Source organism: uncultured Maricaulis sp. (assembly GCF_963975345.1).
Taxonomy (GTDB): Bacteria; Pseudomonadota; Alphaproteobacteria; order Caulobacterales; family Maricaulaceae; genus Maricaulis.
In genome coordinates this window covers 222,484-248,288 of sequence record NZ_CAXBGE010000004.1, presented here as the reverse complement: position 1 = coordinate 248,288, position 25,805 = coordinate 222,484, and the positions used below count along the sequence as shown (strand labels likewise).

At 62.1% G+C, this 25,805-nt stretch carries 24 protein-coding genes and 1 tRNA gene; 15 read left to right on the top strand and 10 right to left on the bottom strand.

Annotated elements, in window-relative coordinates; translation table 11 throughout:
• The first annotated feature begins 208 nt into the window (after window positions 1-208).
• On the top strand, window positions 209-1,216 hold the full coding sequence (lipA, locus tag AAC029_RS06195; RefSeq protein WP_339745259.1) for a lipoyl synthase: 1,008 nt from the start codon (window positions 209-211) through the stop codon (window positions 1,214-1,216).
• Window positions 1,213-1,716, top strand: a complete 504-nt coding sequence (locus AAC029_RS06190) for a type II toxin-antitoxin system RatA family toxin (protein WP_339745194.1) — start codon at window positions 1,213-1,215, stop codon at window positions 1,714-1,716. Before lipA ends, AAC029_RS06190 begins: the two co-directional genes overlap by 4 nt.
• Here AAC029_RS06190 and AAC029_RS06185 read toward each other — a convergent pair.
• Window positions 1,678-2,184, bottom strand: a complete 507-nt coding sequence (locus tag AAC029_RS06185) for a CinA family protein (protein WP_339745192.1) — start codon at window positions 2,182-2,184, stop codon at window positions 1,678-1,680. The genes AAC029_RS06190 and AAC029_RS06185 overlap by 39 nt on opposite strands.
• On the bottom strand, window positions 2,181-3,335 hold the full coding sequence (locus AAC029_RS06180) for a bifunctional 2-C-methyl-D-erythritol 4-phosphate cytidylyltransferase/2-C-methyl-D-erythritol 2,4-cyclodiphosphate synthase (protein WP_339745190.1): 1,155 nt from the start codon (window positions 3,333-3,335) through the stop codon (window positions 2,181-2,183). Before AAC029_RS06180 ends, AAC029_RS06185 begins: the two co-directional genes overlap by 4 nt.
• Window positions 3,336-3,419: 84 nt before the next feature.
• On the opposite strand from AAC029_RS06180, the gene dusB reads away from it, so the two are divergent.
• From dusB to hflX, 10 genes are all read left to right on the top strand, one after another.
• Complete coding sequence (gene dusB / locus AAC029_RS06175; RefSeq protein WP_339745187.1) at window positions 3,420-4,424, top strand: tRNA dihydrouridine synthase DusB; 1,005 nt, start codon at window positions 3,420-3,422, stop codon at window positions 4,422-4,424.
• Window positions 4,421-5,476: an ATP-binding protein gene (locus AAC029_RS06170; RefSeq protein WP_339745185.1), complete on the top strand. Its 1,056-nt coding sequence runs from the start codon at window positions 4,421-4,423 to the stop codon at window positions 5,474-5,476. The genes dusB and AAC029_RS06170 overlap by 4 nt, the downstream gene beginning before the upstream one ends.
• On the top strand, window positions 5,473-6,729 hold the full coding sequence (locus AAC029_RS06165; protein WP_339745183.1) for a response regulator: 1,257 nt from the start codon (window positions 5,473-5,475) through the stop codon (window positions 6,727-6,729). The genes AAC029_RS06170 and AAC029_RS06165 overlap by 4 nt, the downstream gene beginning before the upstream one ends.
• An 81-nt stretch (window positions 6,730-6,810) precedes the next feature.
• Entirely contained in the window at window positions 6,811-9,048 is a 2,238-nt protein-coding gene (locus AAC029_RS06160; protein ID WP_339745181.1) for an ATP-binding protein, read from the top strand.
• Between the two features lie 3 nt (window positions 9,049-9,051).
• Entirely contained in the window at window positions 9,052-10,464 is a 1,413-nt protein-coding gene (locus AAC029_RS06155) for a sigma-54 dependent transcriptional regulator (RefSeq protein WP_339745179.1), read from the top strand.
• On the top strand, window positions 10,461-11,834 hold the full coding sequence (gene trkA / locus AAC029_RS06150) for a Trk system potassium transporter TrkA (RefSeq protein ID WP_339745177.1): 1,374 nt from the start codon (window positions 10,461-10,463) through the stop codon (window positions 11,832-11,834). The genes AAC029_RS06155 and trkA overlap by 4 nt, the downstream gene beginning before the upstream one ends.
• Before the next feature lie 5 nt (window positions 11,835-11,839).
• The gene (locus AAC029_RS06145) at window positions 11,840-13,243 is read left to right on the top strand and encodes a potassium transporter TrkG (RefSeq protein ID WP_339745174.1); all 1,404 of its coding nucleotides are present in this window, start codon (window positions 11,840-11,842) and stop codon (window positions 13,241-13,243) included.
• A gap of 4 nt (window positions 13,244-13,247) precedes the next feature.
• A complete protein-coding gene (locus AAC029_RS06140; protein WP_339745171.1) occupies window positions 13,248-14,096 on the top strand; it encodes a D-amino-acid transaminase in 849 nt (282 codons plus the stop codon).
• Window positions 14,097-14,204: 108 nt separating this feature from the next.
• Window positions 14,205-14,480, top strand: a complete 276-nt coding sequence (gene hfq / locus AAC029_RS06135; RefSeq protein WP_339745168.1) for an RNA chaperone Hfq — start codon at window positions 14,205-14,207, stop codon at window positions 14,478-14,480.
• A complete protein-coding gene (hflX, locus tag AAC029_RS06130) occupies window positions 14,477-15,820 on the top strand; it encodes a GTPase HflX (RefSeq protein WP_339745166.1) in 1,344 nt (447 codons plus the stop codon). Before hfq ends, hflX begins: the two co-directional genes overlap by 4 nt.
• Here the strand turns inward: hflX and mazG are convergent.
• Window positions 15,817-16,644 carry a nucleoside triphosphate pyrophosphohydrolase gene (mazG, locus tag AAC029_RS06125; protein ID WP_339745164.1) on the bottom strand — a complete coding sequence of 276 codons (828 nt, stop codon included), beginning with the start codon at window positions 16,642-16,644 and terminating at the stop codon, window positions 15,817-15,819. The genes hflX and mazG overlap by 4 nt on opposite strands.
• Window positions 16,645-16,706: 62 nt before the next feature.
• On the opposite strand from mazG, the gene AAC029_RS06120 reads away from it, so the two are divergent.
• Window positions 16,707-17,756: a CPBP family intramembrane glutamic endopeptidase gene (locus AAC029_RS06120; RefSeq protein WP_339745162.1), complete on the top strand. Its 1,050-nt coding sequence runs from the start codon at window positions 16,707-16,709 to the stop codon at window positions 17,754-17,756.
• 102 nt (window positions 17,757-17,858) lie between these two features.
• Here the strand turns inward: AAC029_RS06120 and AAC029_RS06115 are convergent, their stop codons facing one another.
• From AAC029_RS06115 to AAC029_RS06090, 6 genes are all read right to left on the bottom strand, one after another.
• Complete coding sequence (locus AAC029_RS06115) at window positions 17,859-18,713, bottom strand: MBL fold metallo-hydrolase (RefSeq protein WP_339745160.1); 855 nt, start codon at window positions 18,711-18,713, stop codon at window positions 17,859-17,861.
• Window positions 18,710-19,492, bottom strand: a complete 783-nt coding sequence (locus AAC029_RS06110; RefSeq protein WP_339745157.1) for a TatD family hydrolase — start codon at window positions 19,490-19,492, stop codon at window positions 18,710-18,712. Before AAC029_RS06110 ends, AAC029_RS06115 begins: the two co-directional genes overlap by 4 nt.
• Window positions 19,493-19,500: 8 nt before the next feature.
• A complete protein-coding gene (locus AAC029_RS06105) occupies window positions 19,501-20,547 on the bottom strand; it encodes a DNA polymerase III subunit delta' (protein ID WP_339745155.1) in 1,047 nt (348 codons plus the stop codon).
• Window positions 20,544-21,179 (bottom strand): dTMP kinase, encoded by a 636-nt coding sequence (tmk, locus tag AAC029_RS06100; RefSeq protein ID WP_339745153.1) that lies wholly within the window; start codon window positions 21,177-21,179, stop codon window positions 20,544-20,546. The genes AAC029_RS06105 and tmk overlap by 4 nt, the downstream gene beginning before the upstream one ends.
• Before the next feature lies 1 nt (window position 21,180).
• Window positions 21,181-22,350 carry a D-alanyl-D-alanine carboxypeptidase family protein gene (locus AAC029_RS06095; protein WP_339745151.1) on the bottom strand — a complete coding sequence of 390 codons (1,170 nt, stop codon included), beginning with the start codon at window positions 22,348-22,350 and terminating at the stop codon, window positions 21,181-21,183.
• A gap of 132 nt (window positions 22,351-22,482) precedes the next feature.
• The gene (locus tag AAC029_RS06090) at window positions 22,483-23,385 is read right to left on the bottom strand and encodes a septal ring lytic transglycosylase RlpA family protein (protein WP_339745148.1); all 903 of its coding nucleotides are present in this window, start codon (window positions 23,383-23,385) and stop codon (window positions 22,483-22,485) included.
• Between the two features lie 127 nt (window positions 23,386-23,512).
• Between AAC029_RS06090 and AAC029_RS06085 the strand changes: the two genes are divergently transcribed.
• Window positions 23,513-23,600 (top strand) — tRNA-Ser (locus tag AAC029_RS06085).
• Between the two features lie 11 nt (window positions 23,601-23,611).
• Here the strand turns inward: AAC029_RS06085 and AAC029_RS06080 are convergent.
• Window positions 23,612-24,784: an AraC family transcriptional regulator gene (locus AAC029_RS06080; protein ID WP_339745146.1), complete on the bottom strand. Its 1,173-nt coding sequence runs from the start codon at window positions 24,782-24,784 to the stop codon at window positions 23,612-23,614.
• Window positions 24,785-25,042: 258 nt separating this feature from the next.
• Between AAC029_RS06080 and AAC029_RS06075 the strand changes: the two genes are divergently transcribed.
• The gene (locus tag AAC029_RS06075; RefSeq protein WP_339745144.1) at window positions 25,043-25,723 is read left to right on the top strand and encodes a hypothetical protein; all 681 of its coding nucleotides are present in this window, start codon (window positions 25,043-25,045) and stop codon (window positions 25,721-25,723) included.
• Window positions 25,724-25,805 lie beyond the last annotated feature (82 nt).

The following is a 25,805-nucleotide window of genomic DNA, read 5'->3' as shown; positions in this document are numbered from 1 at the left end:
CTCAAGCTATTGAGGAACTAGCACAAATTGCAATCTTGATTCTAATGCGGCTTGGGGTTGTTATCGCTGGTTCGACGCTTTCGCATGATAATGGCGAGGGCTGGTCGGGAAGCCATGCTTTCTTCCCGACGCCCGGGGAAGAAGGAACGGCCCCCTCAAACCGCAGCGCCAGCTTGATCCCTCCGGCGCTCCGGCTTACATGGCGGACATGGCCAATCTGATCGACACTACCGCTTCGTCCGGCGCTGCATCCACCGCCGCCGCCACCGCTTCGGAAACACGCGCTGCGCGGCATCCAGAGAAGCAAAAGCGCGCCGATACGCCTGTGCTGCGCAAGCCGGACTGGATCCGTGTTCGCGCGCCAATCGGCAAAGTGTTCTCCGAGACCCAGAAGATCGTCACTGAGGGCGCGCTCGTCACGGTCTGCCAAGAGGCGGGCTGTCCCAATATCGGCGAGTGCTGGGAGCAGAAACACGCCACCTTTATGGTGCTCGGCGATACCTGCACCCGCGCCTGTTCCTTCTGCAATGTCAAAACCGGTCTGCCCGGGCCGGTCGATCATGACGAGCCCCGCCGTGTCGCCGAAGCCGTCGCCAAGATGGGGCTGAAGCATGTCGTCATCACCTCGGTCGACCGCGATGATCTCGCCGATGGCGGTGCGCAACATTTCGTCGATGTGATCGAGGCGATCCGCAGCGCAGCGCCCGGCACAACCATCGAGATCCTCACCCCCGATTTTCTGCGCAAACCCGGTGCCGCCGAAGCGGTGATCGATGCGCGCCCGGACGTCTTCAACCATAATCTGGAAACCGTACCGCGGCTCTATCTGTCGATCCGGCCCGGTGCGCGCTATTTCCATTCCCTGCGGCTACTGGAGCGCGTCAAGGAACGCGATCCGGAGCAATTCACCAAATCCGGCATCATGGTCGGGCTCGGCGAGGGCAAGGAAGAGGTCATGCAGGTGATGGATGATATGCGCTCGGCCGGGATCGATTTCCTCACCATCGGCCAATATCTGCAGCCAACGCGGAAACACGCCGCCGTTGAACGCTTCGTCACGCCCGACGAGTTCAAGGCCTATGAGACCATCGCCCGCGCCAAGGGCTTCCTGATGGTCTCGGCGACACCGCTGACGCGCTCCAGCTATCATGCCGGCGATGACTTCGCCCGCCTGCGTGCCGCCCGCAATGCCGCTCTTGCCCAGGGGCGCGTGTGACGGTCGTCCTGACCGAGACGCTGCGGCTCTATCATGATGCCGACGATCTGTTCGAGCTGGTTTCGGACGTCCGGCGCTATCCAGACTTTATCCATCAGATCACCGCGATGCGGGTTGTGAAGGAAAAGAAGGACGGTGCCGTCACCCAACTGACCGCCGAGGCCCGGATCCGCTATAAATTCGTCACCGAACGTTTCACCAGCGCGGTGAGGGCAGATGCCGATGCGCGCACGATTGATGTCAGCTTCGTCTCCGGCCCCTTCCGGGTGCTGGAGAACAGCTGGCGCTTTGATCCACTCTCCGACGGCTCAACCCTGGTGAAATTTCACATCAAGGCGGCGTTCAGGAATATCGTTCTGCAAATGCTGCTCGACAGCCAGCGCGAGCGTGCCGCCCATATTCTGGTCAAACGCTTTTCCGACGAGGCCAATCGGCGCTTCGCTATCACCGGCGATCCGGCGCTAGCGCTGCGCGATGAGATCGACGCCCTCACTCAATAGATCCAGCGCCGTTTCGACTGCTGCGAGCCGGACTTCATTGCGGCCACGATCGCCAAAGCGCTTGCAGACGACGCGCACCGGATGGTCGCGAACAGCAAGACCGAAATAGACCAGGCCGGCCGGTTTGTGGCTGTCGCTGCCGGGGCCGGCAATCCCGGTCACCGAGATCGCGATATCGGCGTTTGATTTCAACAGGCATTGCACCGCCATTCGCTTGGCGATCTCAGCCGAGACGGCGCCATTGGCCTGGATGATCGCGGCCGGAATGCCGAGCAGCTCGCTCTTGGCCTCATTGGTGTAGGTGATGAAGCCACGCTCATAGACGTCGGAGGCTCCGGCGATACTGGTGATCAGCGCGCCAATCAGCCCGCCGGTACAGCTCTCCGCGCTCGCGGCCATGACCCCGGCGGTACGGGCGTGGTCAAGGAATCGTTCCGCGTTTTCAGTTAATTGCTGTGAAAACATCATGCTATCCTTGCTGTCACGACCGCCTGGGCCGCCAGACCTTCACCGCGGCCGGTAAAGCCGAGCCCCTCGGTCGTCGTCGCCTTGATATTGACCCGCTTGGGATCGAGACCCAATAGCTCGGCGACGCGCTGTCGCATCGCGTCGCGGTGCGGGCCGACCTTGGGGCGTTCCCCGATCAGCGTGATGTCGGCATGCAGCAGAATGCCGCCGGATTGTTGCAGTAATTCAAGTGCATGACTGACGAATTGATGCGAGGCCGCGCCTTTCCAGCGCGCATCGTTCGGACTGAAATGCTGGCCAATATCGCCCATGCCCGCCGCGCCGAGAATGGCGTCGGTCAAGGCATGCAGGCCAACATCGGCGTCGGAATGCCCGACCAGGCCCAGCCCGTCACGGATTTCGACGCCGCAGAGCATCATGGATGGTGCCGCTTCAAGCCGGTGAACATCAAAGCCTTGGCCGGTCACGGTGATTGACGTTTCTGTTCCCAGCATCGCTTCCGCCCGTGCAAAATCATCCAGAGTAGTCAGTTTGAAATTGCCGCTCTCACCGGCAATCGTCTGCACCTGCAGGCCGGCGCGCAAGGCGACGGCGGCATCATCGGGCAGGGTGGTCTCGCCGAGAGCGCCATAGGCCGACATCAAGGGCGCGTAGTGAAAAGCCTGGGGTGTTTGCGCTCCGGCATAAAACGCGCGGTCGACCGCCGCGATTATCCGTCCCGCGCCATCCTGTTGAATCATTGCATCGACGCTGGCCACGACCGGAATGACGGCCTTTTGGGATTCCAGGGCTTCGGCGATGCGGCCAATCAGGGCGGCGCTGATGAAGGGCCGCGCCGCATCATGGATCATCACGGCGTCGGGGCAATGTTCTCCCAGCGCCTGCAGGCCCGCCCACACCGAAGCCGTGCGCGTCGCACCACCCGTCACGGTCTCGACCGGGCCGGACAGGCGCGGGGCAAGGGCTTCAAATCGTTGATCATCTTCCGCACCGATCACAACGACGACGGGTCCGATCGCCGGATGCGACAGGAAAGCCTCCAGCGTTCGCGCCAGCACCGGGCGTCCGCCGATCTCGCGATACTGTTTGGGAATTTCCCCGCCCGCCCGGGTGCCGCGTCCGGCCGCAACGATGATCGCACCGATTTTCATATACAGGCCTCGTCCATTGCCGCAGCGCAGCAAGATCGCTAGCTTGCCCGGCTTACGCTGCAACCGGTTGAATTGTCCAGACGCATGAGTTTCTTCATCGGCCCCCACGAGATCGCGATTCCCGCGGTGCTGGCACCCATGTCCGGCGTCACCGATCTGCCATTTCGCCGTCTGGCCCAGCGTTTCGGCGCCGGCATGGTGGTGTCTGAAATGGTGGCCAGTGACGCTCTGGCGCGTGGGCGCATCGATATGGTGCGCAAGGCCGCCGCCGATGCCAGCCTCGCCCCGCGCGTGATCCAGCTGGCCGGGCGCCAGGCCGAGTGGATGGCCGAAGGCGCGCGCATTGCCCAGGCTGCCGGCGCCGACATCGTCGATATCAATATGGGTTGCCCGGCACGCCAAGTGACCAAGGGCCTGTCCGGCTCGGCCCTGATGCGCGATCTCGACCACGCGATGACCTTGATCGAGGCGACCTTGGCCGCCGTGACGATCCCGGTGACGCTGAAAATGCGCCTTGGCTGGGATCATGATTGTCTCAACGCACCAGAACTGGCGCGCCGCGCCGTTGATGCCGGCATTGCGATGATCACGGTGCATGGCCGCACCCGGCAGCAATTCTATACCGGCACAGCCGACTGGGCCGCGATCCGCGCCGTGCGCGAGACGGTTGATGTGCCACTGCTGGTCAATGGCGATATCGCGACTTTGGATCAGGCGCGCGCAGCGCTGGATCTTTCCGGCGCTGATGGCGTGATGATCGGGCGGGCAGCCCAGGGACGGCCCTGGCTGGTTGGCGAGATCGGCGCCGGGCTGGTTACCGGCGTCATGCCGGTCACGCCCTGGAATGACAAGATTGCCGCCCTGAGCGATCAGGCCGCCGAAGCCTATGGCTTTTATGGCGAAGCACTCGGCATCCGCATGATGCGCAAGCATTTCGCCTCCTTCCTCGAGCTCGATGGCGGACATGTTCCGCCCGACGTGCTGGCCGCTGCGCGCGATGTGCTGTGCCGCTCCAAGGATCCAGCCGCCGTCCACACAGCGCTCGACAGTTTGCTGGAGTACCAGCCCGACCGGCGGATTGCGGCATGACAGACCCGGTGCGGACCGCGACCGACTGGGCGCTGTGTGCCGCCGAGCAGGCCGCAATCCCGGTTTTCGTCTTTACCGTCGACGCCAAGCTGGTCTGGGCCAATCTGCAGGCGCAGGAATGGTTCGGCCTGTCCTTGCGCACCCTGCAACGCACCGACCTGCGCCAAGCCTCGCCGCGCAGTGCCCGTTTGCTCGATTGCGTCGAACAGGCCGTCGCCACTCGGCGCACCGTGGTCGCCATGGGTGAGGCGCTCGGGCAGGGCGGTGTCAGTGATCTGCATGCGCGCTGGGCCGAGGATTTTGAAACCGTGACACTGTCCATCCTACCGCATAGTGAGCCTAGCCCGCGCGCTTCGCAGGCTGCGGCGCTCGGTTTTGGCCGCATGTTGGCGCATGAGTTGAAAAACCCGCTCGCCAGCATTCGTGGTGCGGCCCAGTTGATCGCTCGCGAGGATGACCGGCATGCTGCGGGCGAGATGGCGCGGCTCATCGTGCATGATGTCGACCGCATCACCCGTTTGGCCGATCACTGGAGCGGCGTCGGCGATATCCAGATTGGCTCGCCAGCGCCGGTCAATCTCAACCGGCTGGCGGTCAACGCCATTGAAAGCGTAACGCGCGCAAATCCAGCCCATGGAGGCATCATCAAGCACGGCTTCGATCCCTCGCTGCCTGACGCTTGTGGCAATGCCGACCTGCTGCATCAGACCGTGGTTAATCTGTTGCAGAACGCCCTCGATGCTGTCGCCGGACACCGTGAGCCCTCCATCACCGTCTCGACCCGTTTCGACACCGGCCCCCGCAGCCGCAATGGCGACGTCGCCACCCCGCTTGTGCTCTGCGTGACGGATAATGGCGCCGGGGTGCCGGAGACGATCGGGGCCGGCATCTTCACCCCCTTCGTAACGACCAAGCCCGCTGGCGAAGGCCTTGGTCTGGCGTTTTCGGCGCGGATCATCGCCCTGCATGACGGTCAGCTCGATTATGATTGCGAACCGGGGCGCACACGCTTCAATTTGCGGCTGCCGGTTTTGACGGAGGGGCCGAGATGAGTGCGCGCATCCTGTTGCTCGAAGATGATGAGAGCCTGAAGCTGATCCTGTCGCGGGCGCTGAGTTCGGCCGGCTATCAGGTGCGGGCGACGGCCTCGATTGATGCCGTCCTCAACTGGGTCCGCACCGGCGAGGGTGATCTCCTGCTCGCCGATGTCCTGCTCGACGGCGCCAGCTTCCTCGACAGCATCGCAATGGTCAAACGCCTACGCGCCGAACTGCCGGTCATCGTCATGAGCGCCCAGACCACGGCGAGCACCGCGATCGATGCCGAGAAGGGCGGCGTCTATGAATATCTGCCCAAACCCTTCGATCTCGATCAGATGCTCGTCAGCGTCGCGGCGGCGCTCGGTGAGGTTTCGATCCGGCGTCCGGAAAAGTCAGCGGCCGAGCCGAGCGGCTTCATCGGTCAGTCGGCGGCGATGCAATCGACCTTCAAATCCATCGCCCGCGCCGCGACCAGTCGCGCGCATGTGGTGATTAACGGTGAGCCAGGAGCAGGCAAACGGCAGGCGGCCGATGCTCTAATACGGGCCCGGCAGGCATCTAGCGAGCCTGTTGTACTGATCACACCATCCCATTCAATCCAGGAGGTTTTCGCCTCGACCGCATCGTCGGTTCAGGCGCTGTGGCTGCATCTCGATGAATGGAGCACCCAACAACAAAACGCCGCCCGCGACGCCCTCGATGCCGGACCCGGCCGGGTGATCGCAACCGTCTCCACTCCAGTCAGACAAGGCCTCGACGCCCGCCTGCTGGCGCGCCTGTCGGAATGCGTGATCACCGTCCCACCCTTGCGTGAACGACGCAGCGACATCGCCGCCCTGTGCGAAACCTTCCTCGCCGAGTTCGCGCAGCGGGACCGCCAACCCCTGCTGCAGCTCGCGCCGGCGGCACTGACCCTGATCGAAAGCGCCGCTTGGCCAGGTAATGTCGCTGAACTGCGCTCAGTCCTGTCACGACTGACACTTGCGACCCGCGGCCGCCTCGCCGCGCCCGACGATGTATCCCGCGCCATCCAGACCGACACCGCCGAACGGCCCGGTCAATTGGCCGACCGCGCCGCCAGCCTGGCCAGTTCAGCCTTGACTGAAAAGAATGCGCGCCAACTGGCAATCGACGCCCTGGATCGAGCCCTGTTTGCACAGGCCTTGGCACGTGCTGATGGCAATCGATCACGCGCCGCCCAATTGCTCGGTCTCAACCGCAATACACTGGCGCGTCGCTTGGCTGAACTCGGTAATGATTCCTGAGGTTTGGGGCTGCTGCGGCGCAGGTGTTGATTTGATGCAACAATGAGGCAATGATACCGCAACAGGCCAAAGGAAAAGCGGTTGAAAGCGTCTCAGTCAGCGCCATTGATCAAGAATGTGTCGCCACGCTCGGCGGCGCTTTTCGGCATCGGTTTCCTGCTATCACTGGCGATTGTGATCCTGACATCGATCGCCATCCTGGGCGATGGAGCGGTGCTCGAACCGGGCGACCGGCTGACGCTGGCGATTCTGGTCGGCAATCTTCTGCTCTTGATCGCGCTCGCCTCGATCGTCTTCATCCGCTTGCGGCGTCGGGTGCGCGGACGGCGTTTTGGCGAGCCGGCGCCGCGGCTACATTTGCGCTTTGTCGGTCTGTTTTCCCTGGCAGCAACAGCTCCGGCGATTTTCGCAGCCTTCTTTCTCGGACTGATCCTGACCCGCGGTGTCGAATACTGGTTCGGCGAGCGCGTCAGCAGCTTTGTCGAGACCGCGTCTCGCACCGCGCAGGACGTTTATTACCAAGAGGCCAATGTGACGCGAACGCGGCTGACCGCGCTCGTCAACGCAATTGATAATGAAGAAGCCGCGACGCTCTTCACCTCCAGCCGGATCCAATACAACACTGTGTTTTCCAACTATGTAGCACGCTCGCTTCTGGCGGCCGCCTATATCGTTGACGCCCGCGGTGCCCGGCTCGCGGAAACCGAATTTCGCGCAAACGAAGTCTATATTCCGCCAACGCCCGACCTATATGAAGGCGCCGACGAGGGCGGTGTCGGAACGACCGGGCCGCTCTTCGCCAACCGCGCCGGCATCGAAGGCAGCGCCGATGCGATGCGCATGCTGTTCAAGCTGGAACATTATGAGGGCGCCTATCTCTACGTCTCGCGTGAGATGGATATGAGCCTGTGGCGCGAGATCCTGAATGCCAGTGAATCGCTGCGCTCCGTGCGCGAGCATGAAGGTGAAGCGCGGGTCGTCTTCTTCCTGCTCTACGCCGAAGTGGTGGCACTGATCATGATCGGGTCGCTCTGGCTGGCATTGTCGGCGGCGACGCGGGTTGTGACGCCGATCTCCCGTCTGGTCTCAGCGGCCGAGCGGGTGCGCCGGGGCGACCTCGACGCCCGCGTCCAGATGGGCCGCGAGGATGACGAGATCTCGGCGCTTGGCCGTGCGTTCAACCGGATGACGCGGCAATTGCGCAGCCAGCGCCGTGAACTGATCGCTTCGCACGCAGAATCCGAGCAGAGACGGGCCTTTATCGAAGCTGTTCTGGCTGGGGTCAGCGCCGGCGTGGTCGGCGTCGACAGCGAAAACCGGGTCCGGCTTATCAATCGCTCCGCCGTTGGTCATCTCGGCCCGGGCACGGATGATCTGGTCGGCGCGCGGCTCGAAGATGTCGCCCCGGAACTCAGTGAAATCGTTGAACAGGCGCGTCGCCGGCCCGGCTATGTCGCCGAGGCGCAGATCGACCTCAATAGCGGCGACGAACAGGTCCGTTATCTCTCGGCGCGCGCGACGATGGATGAAGAGGCTGGTCTCATCATCACTTTTGACGACGTCACCCGCCTCGTCACCGCCCAGCGCAATGCGGCCTGGCGCGAAGTCGCGCGGCGGATCGCGCACGAAATCAAGAACCCGCTGACCCCGATCCAGCTCTCTGCTGAGCGGATCAAGCGCAAATACCGCAAGGAAATCGTCTCCGATGTCGAAACCTTCGACCGCTGCACCGACACCATTATCCGTCAGGTGAGCGATATCGGCCGCATGGTCGACGAATTTTCCTCCTTCGCGCGCATGCCTGAACCGAAAGTCGAACCGGTAGAGATGGGTGAGCTTACCCAAGCCGCGACCTTTGCCCGGCGGGTGGCTTCACCGACGGTCGATACCAGTTTCAAGCGGCCGGAAAGCCCGATCTACGCCTTGTGCGACGCACGTCTGTCCAGTCAGGCGATGGCCAATATCCTCAAGAATGCCTCCGAGAGCGTCATCGCCCGGGTCGAAGCCGATGCCGGCGGGGGCGAGCCCGGCACGATCCGCGTCGAGCTGCGCGAGGAGGAAGGCTTTGCCGTTATCGAAGTGCGCGATAACGGGCTCGGCTGGCCGACTGCCAATCGCGAACGTTTGACCGAACCCTATATGACCACGCGCGAAAAGGGCACGGGCCTCGGCCTGGCCATCGTCAAGCGCGTGATGGAAGACCATAAAGGCCGGCTCGAGCTCGGCCTGCCGGAGAGCGGACGCGGTGCCGTTGTCCGCCTGGTCTTCCCGCTGGCTGATGACACTGCGCCCAAATTAAATTCTGACATGGAGGCCTGACCGATGGCACGTGACATCCTGATTGTGGATGACGAAGCGGATATCCGGGACCTGATTGGTGGTCTGCTCGAGGATGAGGGCTATGAGACGCGCGGCGCGGCCGATTCCGACGGCGCATTGAAGGAATTTCAAGCCCGTCAGCCTTCCCTGATCATCCTTGACGTCTGGTTGCAGGGAAGCCGTCTGGACGGGCTTGAATTGCTTGATGAGTTTCGCGCGATCGATCCCGATCTGCCGATCATCGTCATTTCCGGCCACGGCACGATTGAGACCGCCGTGGCGGCTATCCGCAAGGGCGCCTATGACTTCATCGAAAAGCCGTTCAAGAGTGACAAGCTGCTGCTGACCCTGTCACGGGCGTTGGAGACCAGCCGCTTGCGGTCTGAAAATGCGCAATTGCGCGCCCGCAGCGATGTCCAGGACACGTTGATCGGAACCTCGACTCTGATCGTCCAGATGCGACAATTGATCGAACGGGTGGGGCCGACCAATAGCCGCGTTCTGATCAAGGGGCCCTCGGGCGCTGGCAAGGAATTGGTCGCGCGTCTGATACACGAAAAATCACCCCGCGCCGGTGCTGATTTCGTCGCCGTCAGCGCGCCGGGCATGTCGCCCGACGAGTTCGAGGAAGAATTGTTCGGCCGCGAGAATGCGGATGGCAGCATCAAACGGGTCGGTTTGCTTGAACGCGCCCATGGCGGCACGCTGTTTCTCGATGAGATCGCCGACATGCCGCGCGAGACCCAGTCGAAACTGCTGCGGCTGCTGGTCGAACAGCGCTTCCGCCGCATCGGCGGGGCCGCGGATGTCATGGTCAATGTCCGCGTCATATCCAGTTCGTCGCAGGAATTGCGCACCCGGATTGAGGCGGGCGCCTTCCGCGAGGATCTTTACCATCGCCTGGCCGTCGTCCCGGTCGTCGTGCCGCCTCTGGCCGATCGGCGCGAGGATATCCCCGAACTCGTGGGCCATTTTGTCGGCCGCCTGACCCATTCGGCGGGCCTGCCGAGACGGGAGTTTGGCGACGATGTGATGGCAGCGCTCCAGGCGCACGGCTGGCCGGGCAATGTGCGTCAGTTGCGCAATAATATCGAACGCCTGCTAATCTTGGCGACGGGGTCACAATCGGCACCGATCACGCTGGATTCGTTGCCGTCAGAAGTCGTGACCCGCGACTCGACGGAAGCCGGTTTCGACGCGGAGAAGATGATTGCCCTGTCGCTGCGCGAAGCGCGCGAGAATTTCGAACGTGAATATCTGCGCGCTCAAATCGACCGTTTCGGTGGCAATATCTCGCGAACTGCGGCATTCATCGGGATGGAGCGCTCGGCGCTGCACCGGAAATTGAAATCACTCAGCGTCGGCGGCAATCTGCGTGAGCCGGCAGCGAGCGGGCCAACGGACAGGACATCATGAAGGCGATCGTTTGCGGAGCAGGGCAGGTCGGCGTCGGGATTGCCCGCGCCCTGGCCCGCGAGGGCAATGCGGTGACTGTGGTCGACTGGTCACCGCGGCTGATCGACAGTGTCGTCACCGAGCTGGATGTGCGCGGCGTGGTCGGGCACGGCTCCCATCCTGACGTGCTGCAACGGGCTGGGGCTGCAGAAGCCGATCTTCTGGTCGCCGTGACCCATTCTGACGAAACCAATATGGTCGCCTGCCAGGTCGCCCATTCCCTGTTCAACACCCCGATGCGGATCGCACGGGTACGGGCCCAAAACTATCTCGACCCGGCTTGGGGTGATCTGTTCAGCACCGGCAATCTGCCGGTCGATGTCGTGATCTCGCCAGAGCTGGAGGTCGGACGCGCCATCCTGCAACGGGTCGAGACGCCGGGCGCCTTCAACACCGCCGTCTTCTCCGGCGGACGGGTACAATTGCTCGGTCTGCGGCTGGACGAGAATTCGCCCGTCGCCGGTTCGACGACCGAACAATTGATGGAATTATTTCCCGATCTGCGCGTCGCCGTGGTCGGCGTGCAGCGCGAACAGACCCTATTCATCCCGAAACGGACCGATCCGCTCTTGGCGGGCGATGACGTTTATGTCGTCACCGAGAGCGCGCATGTCAAACGCATGCTCGATATTTTCGGCCGCAGCGCTGAAAAAATTCGCCGCGTCGTGGTGATCGGAGCTGGCAATATCGGCGTTTATGTCGCCCGCGCGCTCGAACGGGCCGACGGCGTCAAGGTGCGGCTGGTCGAAGCCAGCAAGGAACACGCGGAATTTGCCGCCGAGAAGCTCAAGAAAACCGTTGTCCTGCACGGCGATGGACTCGATGCCCGGCTGATGCGTGAAGCCGGCGTTCCCGATGCCGAGCTCGTCGTTTGCGTCACCAATGACGACAAGGTCAACTTGCTGTCCGCGGTCATGGCCAAGCGCGAGGGCGCCAAGCGGGCCCTGAGCCTGGTCAATGAACGCGCGTTTGAATCGCTGCGCGAAGCGCTGGGTATCGACGTGCTGATCGATCCGCGAGCAACCACCGTCTCGATCATCCTGCAGCACATCCGCCGTGGCCGGATTACCGGTCTGCAGAGCCTCGGTGGCGGACTGGCCGAAGCGCTTGAGGGCATCGCCCTGTCAACATCACCACTGGTCGGAAAATCGCTCGACACGCTGGAGCTGCCCGATGGCGTGGCGCTGTGCGCTGTCGTGCGTGGTGATCGAGTCATCTTGCCTTGTGACGAGGGCCGGATCCGCGAAAATGACCGCGTATTGCTGTTCTGCAATACCGCTCTGATCCCGAAGGTCGAACACCTGTTTCGGGTCAGCTTGGAATATTTCTAGCCGCCATGTCCCTGGCCGCGCTTCTTCGCCCGCTCGCAGCGCTCTGGGTCGCCCTTGGGCTGGTGGCTGCCCTCGTCGGGTTGGCGGCCTTCGGGCTGGGCGAACGGCATCTCGCTCCGCTGTTTGGGGTGACGACCGTTCTCGGTCTCGTACCAGGCTTCCTCGTCCTGGCGGCGACACGCAGCATGCCCGGCGGCGCGAGTGCGCTCGACGCATTGGTTCTGGGCCTGTTGGCCTGGATCACCATCCCTTTGCTGGCGGCAGTTCCCTTCTTCCTGTCGGGCTATTTCGACCCAGTCGATTCCCTGTTCGAGGCCTATTCATCGGTGACCACGACCGGTGCCATCCTGCTGCCGCCGGAAGATCTGCCCCGCTCGCTGGTGCTGTGGCGCGCCGTCCTGTCCTGGTTGGGCGGATTTGCGACGGTCCTGCTGGCAATCGCCGTTTTCGCCGCGCTTGATCGCGAGATTCCGGCGATACGCCGCTCGACCCTGCTAACGATCCGGCCCGATGACGTCTTCTCGCATCTGCGCATCGCCGCATCGCGGATTTTCCTGGTCTATTCCGTGCTGACGAGCGTGATCTGGCTCGGGCTGGTGCTGGCGGGCAATGGCGCCTTCCCGGCGATTGTTCTGGCCTTCGGCTCAATCTCGACCGGTGGCTATGCGCCTTTCTCTGGCGGGTTGGAGGCGCATCTGGGCGCCGTCTCGGTCCTGTTGGTGATGGGGGGCTGTCTGATCGGGGCGGTGAACTTGTCACTATTCTGGGATGCCTTGCGCGACCGCAAAGCCTGGGGCGATCCGGATCTGGCCGGTCTGGGTATCATGGTGGCGGTGCTGGCTGGCTTCTTCATTCTCGCCAGCCCGGGAGATGTCTTTCAGGACCTGGCCCGATCAGTGTTTGTCGTCACCACAAGCGGCTATGCCTATGGTGCTGCCGAGATGCCGGTTTTGGTGGCCGCGATTTTCATGGCGATGATCGGGGGTGCTGCCGGATCGACGACGGGCGGGATCAAAATCTCCCGCATCATGCTGCTATGGAAGCGGATGGGGGCCGAGCTGGCGCGGCTGGCGGATCCTTCAATCGTGCAGTCGATGCAGTTTCGCGACCGGCCGGCTCCGGATCGGGCCCTGATCGCGATCTGGTCCTATGTCCTGGCATTCCTGTTTGCGCTGGGAATTGGCACCGTCCTGTTGACTTTGGCCGGGCTCGACTTCGAACATAGCTTTATCGCCATGGCTGCGGCGCTGGCGAATATCGGGCCGCTCTATCAGGAAGCGGCGATTGGCTGGGATTGGGAGATGATGACCGACGCGGCGAAACTCGTCCTCATTCCGGCCATGATTTTGGGGCGTTTGGAAGTGCTGGCGGCCTTGGCGGCCGTGTGGGCACTGTTTATCAGGAAGTGAGCCAGTGACGCGTTTTGCCTATGTAGACGGGCGTTTCCTGCCCCATGACGAGGCGGTGGTCCATGTCGAGGATCGCGGCTTTCAATTTGGCGATGCGATTTATGAGGTCTGGAGCGTGCGCGACGGCCAATTGCTCGATGCCGATGGGCATTTCGCGCGTCTTGAGCGTTCGCTCGGCGAATTGCGCATTGCCAATCCGAAATCACGCGCTGGCTATCAGTTATTGATCGGCGAGCTTTTACGGCGCAACCGCCTGCGTGACGGCCTGGTTTATCTGCAAATATCGCGTGGCCGCGCCCGCCGTGATCATGCCTTTCCGGCCGCCGGAACACGCCCGACACTCGTCTTGACCTCAAAGCGGCTGGACAGGGTGGCCGCCCAGCTCCGCGCCGATGCCGGGGTAGGGGTCATCACCACGCCCGACCTGCGATGGGGTCGCTGCGATATCAAGACCGTCAATCTCTTGCCCAATGTCTTGGCCAAGCAGGCCGCCATCGAGGCGGGCGCTGTCGAGGCTTGGCTTGTCGATAGCAGCGGGCTTGTGACCGAAGGTAGCTCGACCAATGCCTGGATCGTCACAGCGGACGGCCGCCTGGTGACGCGCCAGGCCGACCAGGGCATTTTGCACGGCATCACCCGCGCAAGTTTGATGAGACAGGCTGAAGAACTCGGTTATGTGATTGAAGAGCGAGCGTTTTCTGTCGACGAGGCGGTGTCGGCGCGCGAGGCCTTCATGACCTCTGCCACCTCCTATGTCACGCCCATCGTACGGATCGACGGCCGGCCGGTTGGCAATGGTGCGCCGGGTTCGGTCGCGACAGCGCTGCGGCAAGCTTATCTCGACAGCGCCTGAACCGCTTGTTAGGTCGGGCGGTTGCAACGGGGCGGTTGCAGCTAAGGCCTTGCCTTGTATAGGCTGACAGCCGAATCGCTATTATGGTGCGGTGCACGCGGAGCAAACATGTCTCAAGATAAAAAACAAAACCTTCAGGACGTCTTCCTCAATTCAGTGCGCAAGACGAAAACGCCGCTGACCATTTTTCTCATCAATGGCGTAAAGCTACAGGGTGTGGTAACGTGGTTCGATAATTTCTGCGTCCTGCTTCGCCGGGACGGCTTATCGCAGCTGGTATACAAGCACGCCATTTCGACCATCATGCCAGCCCAGCCGGTCTCTCTGTTCGAGGCCGAGCGGACCGATGATGACGAAGCAGAGCCCGAGAGCTTCACCGATTGATTGAACGCGAGGCGCCACCTATCCGCGCCATTATTATTCATCCCGTCACCCGGGATCGACTGGCACGCTCCGAAGCGCGCCTGGAGGAGGCTTGTGGCTTGGCCGAGGCGCTCGACCTCGTCGTGGCCGAAGCTTTTGTTACGCCTCTGCGCAAGATTGAATCCTCGCGCTATTTCGGATCCGGCAAGGTTGAAGAATTGCGCGAGCGGATCGTCGCTGGCGAAGCAAGCGTGGCCGTCGTCGATGCCAGCCTCTCGCCGGTGCAACAGCGCAATCTCGAGAAGTCCTGGGATGTGAAGGTCATTGACCGCACCGGGCTGATCCTCGAAATCTTCGGCCAGCGCGCCCGCACCAAGGAGGGCGGTCTGCAGGTTGAACTGGCGCGGCTCTCCTATGAGCGATCGCGCCTGGTTCGTACCTGGACACACCTCGAACGCCAGCGCGGCGGCGGTGGGGTCATGTCCGGCCCCGGTGAAACCCAGATCGAAACCGACCGGCGCATCATTGACGACAAGATGGTCAAGCTGCGCCGTGCGCTCGACGAGGTGCGCCGGACCCGCAATCTGCACCGCTCCAAGCGCCAGGAAGTGCCGATCCCGGTCATCGCTTTGGTCGGTTATACCAATACCGGCAAATCGACCCTGTTCAATCGCCTGACCGGCGCGGATGTTCTCGCGCAGGACATGCCGTTCGCCACGCTCGATCCGACGGTGAGGGCGCTGGAATTGCCGCGCGGCACCAAGGTTTTACTCTCGGACACGGTCGGCTTCATCACCGATCTGCCGACCGAGCTGATTGCCGCATTCCGCGCGACCTTGGAAGAAGTGCGTGAGGCTGATCTGTTGGTTCACGTGATCGATGCTTCTGATCCCGACCGCGACGGCCGCATCGGCGATGTCGAAAGCGTGCTCGACGAAATCGAAGCCGGACCGGATCATGATCAGCGCATGATCGAGGCTTGGAACAAGATTGATCGCCTCGATGCCGAGGCCAATGATGATGTGACGCTCAGGCTCGAGATTGCCAATACCAAGGCCGGCCTGCCGGTAAAGCTGGCAACGTCCGCGGTTGACGGCACCGGGCTTGAAGCCTTGCTCACCGCCATCGAGACCGCACTGGCTGCCGATTCCGAGATCCTGCAATTGCTCTTGGCACCGCACCAGGCGAAAGCTTTGGCCTGGTTGCACCAGCATGGCGAAGTTGTCGGCGATACGATGGACAGCGAAACCGGCGAGACGACGATGCGGGTGCGATTGTCACCCTCCGATGCCGGCCGTTTCAGAGCCCTGTTTCCCGAGCTGGCGGGCTTTCTGCCGCCGCTGGAAACCGAGGACTATTAAGCGGGGCGGTTCTTGCTGGCCTTGTCGATCTGCTTCGCTTCATCCCAGAGCGCTTCCATCTCCTCCAGTGACGCATCGTCCGGCCGCCGGCCCTTGGCCGCGAGACGGCGTTCGATATAGTTGAAACGGCGCTCGAATTTGGCGTTGGCACTGCGCGTTGCGGCTTCGACGTTTACATTCAGTTTGCGGCCCAAATTCGTGCAAACAAACATCAAATCCCCAATTTCCTCGGCGATTTCTTCCGGATCATTTAACCGAATCGCCGCTTTGACCTCGCCGATCTCTTCGTCGATTTTATCGAACACCTGCTCGGCATTGGGCCAATCAAACCCGACCCGTGCCGCGCGCGCCTGCAGTTTCTGGGCCCGTTTGACGGCCGGCAAGGCGAGGGGGATATCGGCCAGAACGCCATCGCCCTTGGGGCTGGCGGCTCGTTCGCGCGCCTTTTGCGCCTCCCATTCGACAGTCTGCGCCACGCTGTCACGCTCAACCGCATCGCCAAACACGTGCGGATGACGCCGGATCATCTTGTCATTGATCGCGGCCGCAACCCCGTCGAAGTCAAACAGGCCGGCTTCCTGCGCCATGCGGGCATGGAAGACGACCTGGAGCAAAAGATCACCGAGCTCGTCCTTGAGTTCGTCATATTGCCCGCGCTCGATGGCATCCGCGACTTCATAGGCTTCCTCCACCGTGTATGCGGCGATGGATTTGAAGTCCTGCTCCAGATCCCAAGGGCAGCCACTGGCCGGATCGCGCAGACACGCCATGATCTCAATCAAGCGGTCAATCGGAACGAGGGCGGCGTCTGGCGTTTGGGTCATGGCGAAAGCGACTCGATTGGCTGGTGATGCGCCAGCCTAGCCCGGATCGGGTGGGAAATTCGATGCCCGATGACCGGGATGGCCGAGGATTAACTGGAAAGGCACGCCGGGATACTTCAAGCTCCAATAAAATTAACACCCGACGTACCGAAGCTTTTGAATTCAGAGAGCGGAATATCATGCGGAAACTATTGACTTTTTATTTTCTGTGTTTTGCCTGGCTCGGTGTGATTCCGGTGATCGATTTGCTGGCCGGCGGTGGATTGATGGATTTTGAGCGCATGGGGAGGGCTGCCTCCGCGCAGACTGGAATCCCATGGACATCCAGCCTGGTCGACATGGTGAGGCTCGCCGCTGTCGAGCCGGGGCTCTGGCTTTTGCTGCTCGGCTCGGCAGCACCGCTGCTGGCTGGACTGACAACAATGGTGATTTGGCCCGACCGTTCGGGCGCGTTGCAGCAATGGCTCAAGCGGTTCTCGCCCATCGGAGCCGGAGCGACGATTAAGGGCTCGGTCCTGGCCTATTTCGCCGTCATCGCTTTGTGCCTGCTGGCTCTGGCAGGGTCGGCTGCGCTCGGCCAAGGCTCGGCTACACCGGGGCTGACTGCGCCTGCCACAGCTGGGTTTTTGACTATATTCCCAGCGGTATTGCTGTCGGCCTTGCTCGATCAGGGCGCTTTGTTGGAGGAGGGTGGTTGGCGCGGTTTTGCATCGCCACAGCTGGAAATTCGCTATTCGCCGGCGCTGGCGGCGCTGATTGTGGGCATCGCATGGGGTCTCTGGCACCTGCCACGCGACGTCACGACTGGCGTGATCGAGCGGCTTGGCGTGGTTGAATATGCGCTGGCCTATCTGCCGAGCTTCCTGTTGGGCACGATCGCCGTGTCGTTGATTGCCAGCTGGGGGATGATGCGTTGCGGCGGTAGCCTGTGGCCGGCTATCCTTGCACACGGGCTTTCCAATGACGCATTCGGCCTGACAGGCCACGTCACCATCATCGAGGCGCTGACGCCAGAGCATCAATTGACGCGCGGCGTTCCGCTTTTACTTGCGGGAGGCGTACTGTTAGCTATCGACCGCAGGCTGATGTTTTCACGACCAGAACCGAAATAGGGCTGAGACGGATTGGTCGGTTTTTGGATATCAATATGGCGCATAATAAATATTATGAGAAATACGGGATCAGTAATCTCGTGAAATCACGGCAATCCGCGTTCAACCGCCCTCAAAGCGAATTTCATCCCCGACGGCTAAAATCCGCATTCCATCATGGGCGCAGCTGACTGTAGCCGGCAGACGCGTGCTCAGAGCGTCGTGATCGAGCGTAATGTGCAAATTGGTCAGCACGGCGGCTTTAGCGCCTACGCGCTCGATCTCGCGCAAGGCGTCAGGGACACCGAAGTGCGTCGGATGCGGTTCCTCACGCAAGGCATCAACCACCCAGCAGCCGACATTCTTGAGCACATCGGCGCTGGCCTGCGGCAATGCGCTGATGTCAGCGGAATACGCCAGCGCGCCGACCCGAAAGCCAACCGAGCGGATCGAGCCGTGTTCCTGGTCAAATGGAATAATGCCAATCGGACCGCCGGCGCCATCAATCACCAGCTCCGTCCCGAAATCCGGCATGGCGTGCTGATCGAGAATGGCGGGATAAGGCGATCCCGGCCGCGCCTTGAAGGCATAGCTGAAGCGGTTGGTCAGCGTTTTTGCCGTCGCGGCGTCCATCCAGACCGGCATGCGCTGGCGCTGCAACAGAGCAAAGGCGCGCAAATCATCGATGCCGTGGGTCTGGTCGGCGTGATCATGGGTGATCAGCACGGCATCAAGGCGCGGAACCTTGGCGCTGAGCATTTGTTCGCGGAAATCCGGCGAGGTATCGATCACCACGCGGGTCACAGCCTGCCCGGCCTCCAGCGCCGCGAGATCGGCGGCTTGTTCGATCAGGGCCGAACAGCGCCGACGGCGGTTCTTCGGATTGGCAGGATCGCACATGCCCCAATCGCCATTGGAACGCGGCACGCCGCCGGAGGATCCACAGCCCAGGATCGTCAAACGCGTGACACCGTTCATGGCCGCGGCACCCGGTCAAACAGATCGAAGAAATTATTCGTTGTCCGCGTCGCGCACTCCGCCTCGCTCCAGCCTTTGACTGTGGCGAGCCCAGCGGCGACGGCGGGCAGAAAGCTGGGCTCGCAGCGCTGACCGCGATGCGGCATCGGCGCGAGATAGGGGCAATCGGTCTCGATAATCACCTTGTCGTCGGGCACTTCATCGCGAAACACGGCGCGGACATCATCGGCTTTCCTGAAGGTGATAATGCCGGACGCGGCAAACCAGCAGCCCAGCTTGGCCGCGCGCCGGGCCAGCATCGCGCCGCCGGTATAGCAGTGCAGCAGGGCCTTGAAGGCCCCCTTCCCCATTTCATCCTCGAGCAAATCCGCCATCGCTTCATCGGCCTCGCGGCAGTGCAGGATCAGCGGCAAACCACTGAGCCGCGCCGCTTCGATATGGGCGGACAGACTGGCGAACTGATCCTCGCGCCCGCTGTAATTATAGTGAAAATCCAGCCCCGTTTCCCCGATTCCAACGACTTTTGGATGGCGCGCCATTTCGAGCAATTCGTCGCTGGTGATATCGGGCCTATCCTTGGCGTGATGCGGATGGGCGCCGACCGAGCACCAGATATCATCATAGCGCTCAGAAATGGCTGAAACTGCAGGGAAATCAGCTAATTGGCAGCAAATTGTTACCATGCGTGCGACACCGGCGGCGCGGGCACGCTCGATCACCGCATCGAGATCATCGGCGAAGTGTTCGCCGTGCAGATTGACGTGGCTGTCGACAAGCATGGTCAGGCTCAAACGCTTTGTTGGCGCGCGGCGTCGCGGGCATAGCCCAACGCGGCCAGCGCGGTTTGTTTCGGGTCGAGATAAAGGCCGTCGGCCTCACCGGCCAGCGTATTGACCTCGCGCCAAGCCTTCAGCCAAGGCATTGGATCAACCTGGTTTTCCGCTTGAGCGCGGGCGGCGGCGTGGATCGCATTCGACAGAGCCGTGTAGAAGACCGAGCGAAGGCCCTCGCTGCCCTTGCGGGACACGCGTTCAGCCAGGGCTCGGACATCACTGTCACTGGCGGCAGCGCCGCGCGCGACAATCGCATCCACCTGGCTCGCCAGCTCGACGCCGCCTGAAGCGCACAGAGCCAAGGCCCGTCCGGGCGCACCGCCGGCCAGGCGCGAGGCGGCCATCGCCGTCGGCAGATCATTGGCAGCACCCTGTTCGACCAGCCAGGCAGCGGTCGCCTCGACCTCTGGCGGCCGTAGCACCAGCGTGCGACAGCGCGACCGGATCGTCGCGGGCAAGCGACCGGGCGAATGGGCGACGAGCAGAATCACGCCCCTTTGTGGCGGCTCTTCAAGCGTTTTGAGCAAGGCGTTGACGGCATTGCGGTTCATTTCATCGACGCTATCGACCAGGCAGACGCGCCACCCACCATTGGCATGGGCGCTCTTCTCGAAGAAATGCGGCGCCTTGCGGGATTCCTCGACGGTGATTTCACCACGCCAGCGCTTGCGCTTGTCGTCCCATGGCCGGCGCAGCAAAAGCAGATCCGCACAGGCATTCGCTTCGATCAATTGGCAGACCGGATCGGCAGGGCTGGCGCCGAGCGCACCGAATTGCGGGGCCGCCGAGGCGCCCAGAACACGCCGCACCGCGCGCCAGGCGAATGTTGCCTTGCCGACGCCGCGCGGACCGGTGATAAGCCAGGCATGGTGCATGCGGCCGCTGGCGAGCGCGGTGGCAAGGTCGGTCTCGGCCGCCTCATGCCCGAACAGGTCATAATTTTGGCGCGGCGCGAGGCAGCCGGGCTGTACGTCGGAACCGAGATCGGGGTCGGTGCTCACTGCAAGCCTGCTTCCAGATGCGTATCAATCAGATCGACAGCGCGGCGGAACACGTTTTCAGCCGTCTCGCTACCATCAATGACCACGCAGCGTTCCGGATCGTCATCGGCGAGATCGAGAAAGGCGCGGCGCAGACGGCCGTGAAAGCCGGGGTCGAAACGTTCGAACCGGGTCGCATCCTCACCGCGGGCAATCGTCCGTTCAATCCCGATCTGCGGATTGACGTCGAGGATCAGCGTCAGATCGGGCTTGAAATTACCGAGCGCCGCTTGATGCAGCAGCTTGATCCGCTCGATCGGCACGCCGCCGGCTGCGCCCTGATAGGCAGTGGTGGAATCGGCAAAACGGTCGGACAAAACCCAGGTGCCGCGCTGCAGTGCCGGCGCGATCAGCCGTTCGACATGGTCGACTCGCGCCGCATACATCAAAAGGGCTTCCGTCATCGGCGACCAGCGATCAGTCGTACCGGTCAGCAGAATTTCGCGCAATATTTCCGCGCCGGGCGTTCCGCCCGGTTCGCGGGTCACGACGACGTCGAGGCCGGATGAGCGCAATTTTTCGGTCAGCGCCTTGATCAATGTCGTTTTACCGGCACCCTCTCCGCCTTCCAGGGTGATGAATCGTCCGCGCATACTAATTGCCGCCACGGATCATATGGGCCAGTGCAGCGCCGATACGGCCCATCATGCCCTTGCGGGCGACGCTTTCCGAGGCAAAGAGCGGGAAGTTTTGCGCCTCATAGCCCGGCGCTTCAACAACGAGATGGCCAATTTCCTGGCCCGCCTCGATCGGCGCCATCAGCGGTCCGTCATAGACGACGCTGACCGTCAGATTGCGGCGGGCACGACGTTGCAACGCCACCTGTACGGCCTCGCCAACCTGCAGGCCAACATCGTCGCTTTCGCCCATAAATACAGCCGCGCGCTGGTCGACCGAAGCGCCGGCAGCGAACAGATCATAGACCGCAAAGTCAGACATGGCGGCGCGCATCATGCGTTCTGCTTCGCTGCTGCGACCGCGAATGGAGGTCATGCCGTTGAAGACGATGATGCGGCGTTGCCCGTCGCGCACAGCGGTGCCAACAAGGCCATAGCCAGCATCTTCAGTGTGGCCGGTTTTCAATCCGTCGGCGCCAGCGAATGTGCCCAAGAGCGGGTTGCGATTATACTGGCGGATGCCGTTATAGGTGAATTCGCGCTCGGCCCAGATATCGTAATATTGCGGGTGATCACGGATCAGGATCCGCGCCAGCCGCGCCAGATCGAGGGCGCTGATCATGTGGTCCGGGTCGGGCCAACCGGTCGCATTGGCGAAATGTGCACTGGACAGGCCCAGCTCATGCGCCCGCGCCGTCATCGCATCGGCAAAGGCCGCTTCGCTGCCTGACAGCGCTTCGGCCAGCACGATGCAGGCATCGCCGCCGGACTGGATAATCACACCGCGCAACAGATCTTCGACGCTGGCATGGCTATTGAGTTCCAGAAACATGGTCGAGGAGCCCGAGGCGGCACCGCCCGTGCGCCAAGCATATTCAGAGACCGGCAATTCGTCGTCGAGCGACAGCGTGCCAGCATCAAGCGCTTCGAGCACCATCAGCACGGTCATCATCTTGCTCATCGAGGAGGGCGCCATTGGCGTCTCGGCATCCTTGGCAAACAGGACCTGCCCGGTGGCAAAATCCATGATCACCGCATGGGTGGCCTCGGTCTCGTAGCTGTCCTGGGCGTGGGCCCCGATCGGCGCCAGCACGAGCGCGGCGATGAAGGTGGCGATAAGGCTGAAATTCGAAATGAGTGCGCGCACGTCGATACGCTCCTGTCGGGAATCGGGAAGTTACCGTGACGAAGACGCCATACAAGCGCGGCAAGAGTGTGACGTCCAGCACTCAGGCGCGCTCAAGCCACAGACAATCTCAGTGCATAGCGAAAATCGGGCTTAATCCAGCGCAACGATACGGGCATCTCGGATGCCATAGCTGGCCAGACGGCTGCGGGCCGCATTGGCGCTGGAGCGATCAGGCCAGCGCCCGACGAGGACCCGGTAGAGCGTCTGCCCTCCGATTTCGACGGCCTCGACCCGGACATCGCCGGCACCGGATATGCGACTGGCAAGCCGATTGGCATTGTGCAGATCGGCGAATGCGCCCGCTTGCACCGTCAGCCCGTCGGCCGAGGGCTGCACCCAGGCCGGAGAAAGCGGCGCATCGCGCGCGACATCCTCCAACGCGGGTACCGTATCGGGACCGCCAATATCGGCCAGCTGATAACCGGGATCAGGCGGCTGTGCCCGCGGATAGGCCGGGCCGAGGTAACGCACCCTCACCCGCGCCAGACCATTGCTGCGATAACCCAGCTGGTCAGCAGCAGCGCGGCTGAGGTCGATCAGCCGGTCATCGACAAACGGGCCGCGATCATTGACGCGCACCACCACCTGGCGGCCATTTTCCAGATTGGTGACTTCAACAATCGACGGGATTGGCAGTGTGGTGTGTGCTGCTGTCATCGTATTTTGATCAAAGATCTCGCCATTGGCGGTCAACCGCCCATGAAAAGTCGGGCCATACCAGGATGCGATGCCAACCACGTCATAATGATCGTCGCGTTGCGGGACAAAACGTTGTCCGCCGACCGTGTAGGGGCTGCCGACCTTTTGATGATCGGTATCGCTGGCGATCAGGACAGAGGTATCGACGCGGGTCGCCAATTGCGCCGGCGCCACCGATGTCGCTGCAGGCAGAGGTGTCGTGGCCCGCGAAAACGGGCGCGCCGGCGTCGGTGTCGAGGCGCAGCCCGCCAGAAGAACAAAGGCCAGCGCGCTGGCAAGGACAGAATGACGCAAAACGGGACCTACCAGGCTCGGCCAACCCAAATTCACCACCAGACTATCGCGTAAAAGTGAAAGGAGGGTAAGCCGCTGCTGCGCACATATTGCGCTGCCCCCCCCTTGCCCGCTATTGGAGGCGATCGGAGAGGTGGCAGAGTGGTCGATTGCGGCGGTCTTGAAAACCGTTGAGCCGAAAGGTTCCGGGGGTTCGAATCCCTCCCTCTCCGCCACAACCTGCGAGTCACGCGCTCTGCCTGGAGTTTCGATATTCACTGGGTGTTTGGCCGGTTTCCCGTTTGAACGCTTTGTAGAATGATGATCGCGCATTGAAACCGACCGCCATCGCAATATCGAGAATGGTGTCAGAGCCCGCGGCGATTTTCGGTTCAGCGGCGCGGATTCGCCAAGCGTTGATATAGTCAAAAAAACAGGTGCCGAGCGTCTCGTTGAGAGTTTGTGAAATGTGGTTGGTCGGCGCCCCAATATGGCGCGCCAGGGCCGGCAGCGAGATCGTTGGGTCGAGATAAAGCTGATCGCGCACCATCGCCGCCTCGATCTTGGCCGCGATCCGTTCCGCCTGCTCCTGGCTCAATGCCGAACGCGTGTATTTCGCCTCGGGCGCGGCATTGGGTGCAGGGGCAGAACTGTAATCGACCGGATCATCGAGGTACCGCCCCTCAAAACCGGGCTTTTGCCGCAAACCCCAGACGGCCAGTGTCCAGACGAGAATGAGCGACATGAGCGCGGCGGTCCGCGGCCCGGCGATCATCTGGCCGATGAAATTGTCTGTGATCAGACTGACAACCGATAAAAGCCAGCTCATGCCGATGATCAGGAGCAGCCAGCCAATCCATCCCAGTTCGCTATCGTCGGTGCTCGCAAACAGCATTTTGAGCCGGCGGCGGTAGGCTGTGATGCGGTGCATGAGGCGAACCAGATAATATCCCGATTGCACCACCCACCCCAGCACGAGCACAAATATGAAGCTGACCACCAGTGTCGGATAGAGCCCGTCACTCAACTCGCCGACGATGAAAATCTGATGCCGCGCCTGCGCCGAAAGCATGTTGGCCAAAACGGCGGCGGTCAAGCCGAGACCAAACGGGATCAAATGGCGCCAATCACGAATATCCGGGCGCCAGGGCCGTTCCGAGGTCAAACCCTCGACATATAAATAGAGCGCCGGGCCCAATAGCAGATAGGCCGGAATGGTGATCGCGAAATAGCGCGTTTCCAGCGCGGGCCAGAACACGGGTACAAGCGGTGCCGCGCTGATAATCGCCGTGGCCATGAAGAAGGTCGCCAGCGGCCAATAAAGTGGTCGTTGCCCGACGCGCGTTGCCAGAATGCTGGTGCATAACGCGATCTGGCCCAAAGTCGCCATCGCAAGTGCCAATGTCGTGCTGTCTTCCAAGCCGGTTCTCCAATAGGCGAGGTCGGTGGCCTGCGGGGCCGCGGTCCAAATCCGGAAATTGTCAGACTGTCCTGCCCGACAGGCGTGGCCGTGTCCATGTCTCAGCCAATAGGCGCGGGCGACAGCGGGACTGCGCTCGGTCAAAAAGCGGCACTTCACAGTTGGCGTGCCGGGCTTGTCCGGCGAACGCGACCCCACCCGTTTACGAGGTCAGCCCTTGGTGGCCCCGGACATTGTTTGACCAGGACAATTACCAGCATGATCAATTTTCAAAAACTTGGCGGCATGGCGGCCATCCTCGCGGCAGGCACTTATTTGATAGGCTTTTGGTTTTACTTCAGCGTCCTTGGCCCAGCCCGCTATGGCAGCGCCCTGATCGATCCGGCGCAGCATGTGCTGTTTCTGGTCGAGAACCAGAGCGTGATGCGCGTGTGGAATTTGTTCATTTATGTGGCCAATGCGATCTGCCTGGTCATCCTTGCCATCGCCCTGCATCAGCGGATCAAATCTGGGAACGGGGCGCTCGCGCAAATCTCGACCGCCTTTGCGCTTATCTGGGCCGGACTGCTTTTGGCCAGCGGAATGCTGGCCAATGTCGCGCTCGCCACGGTTATCAGCCTCCATCATGCAGATTCAGCTCTGACGGCGACCATCTGGCAGACCCTCGCCACCGTGCAGGAAGGCCTGGGCGGCGGCAATGAGATTGTTGGCGGGCTCTGGATTTTGCTGGTGAGTTGCGCCGGTCAGTGGGCGAAGTCCTTGCCGAGCGGGCTCAACGCGTTGGGCGGAATCATCGGCATTGCAGGCCTGATGACCATCCTGCCGGCGTTTGCGGAGGCGGGAAGCGTTTTCGGACTGGGCTTCATCGTCTGGTTCATCTGGGTCGGCGGTGTGTTGCTGCTTGGCCGCTCCCAATCTGCGCACGCCGCCAGCGCCTGACCCGCCCTTCGGCACTCACCACACTCACACGCTCTCAATCAACGCGCCGCTCGCCACGAGCGCAAGGGAAACCCGTCGATGG

Coding starts and splice junctions, on each gene's coding strand:
- lipA (WP_339745259.1), top strand. CDS start 209: ATGGCCAATCTGATCGACACTACCGCTTCGTCCGGCGCTGCATCCACC.
- AAC029_RS06185 (WP_339745192.1), bottom strand. CDS start 2,184: ATGATGTTTTCACAGCAATTAACTGAAAACGCGGAACGATTCCTTGAC.
- AAC029_RS06180 (WP_339745190.1), bottom strand. CDS start 3,335: ATGAAAATCGGTGCGATCATCGTTGCGGCCGGACGCGGCACCCGGGCG.
- dusB (WP_339745187.1), top strand. CDS start 3,420: ATGAGTTTCTTCATCGGCCCCCACGAGATCGCGATTCCCGCGGTGCTG.
- AAC029_RS06170 (WP_339745185.1), top strand. CDS start 4,421: ATGACAGACCCGGTGCGGACCGCGACCGACTGGGCGCTGTGTGCCGCC.
- AAC029_RS06165 (WP_339745183.1), top strand. CDS start 5,473: ATGAGTGCGCGCATCCTGTTGCTCGAAGATGATGAGAGCCTGAAGCTG.
- AAC029_RS06155 (WP_339745179.1), top strand. CDS start 9,052: ATGGCACGTGACATCCTGATTGTGGATGACGAAGCGGATATCCGGGAC.
- trkA (WP_339745177.1), top strand. CDS start 10,461: ATGAAGGCGATCGTTTGCGGAGCAGGGCAGGTCGGCGTCGGGATTGCC.
- AAC029_RS06145 (WP_339745174.1), top strand. CDS start 11,840: ATGTCCCTGGCCGCGCTTCTTCGCCCGCTCGCAGCGCTCTGGGTCGCC.
- hfq (WP_339745168.1), top strand. CDS start 14,205: ATGTCTCAAGATAAAAAACAAAACCTTCAGGACGTCTTCCTCAATTCA.
- mazG (WP_339745164.1), bottom strand. CDS start 16,644: ATGACCCAAACGCCAGACGCCGCCCTCGTTCCGATTGACCGCTTGATT.
- AAC029_RS06120 (WP_339745162.1), top strand. CDS start 16,707: ATGCCCGATGACCGGGATGGCCGAGGATTAACTGGAAAGGCACGCCGG.
- AAC029_RS06115 (WP_339745160.1), bottom strand. CDS start 18,713: ATGAACGGTGTCACGCGTTTGACGATCCTGGGCTGTGGATCCTCCGGC.
- AAC029_RS06110 (WP_339745157.1), bottom strand. CDS start 19,492: ATGCTTGTCGACAGCCACGTCAATCTGCACGGCGAACACTTCGCCGAT.
- tmk (WP_339745153.1), bottom strand. CDS start 21,179: ATGCGCGGACGATTCATCACCCTGGAAGGCGGAGAGGGTGCCGGTAAA.
- AAC029_RS06075 (WP_339745144.1), top strand. CDS start 25,043: ATGATCAATTTTCAAAAACTTGGCGGCATGGCGGCCATCCTCGCGGCA.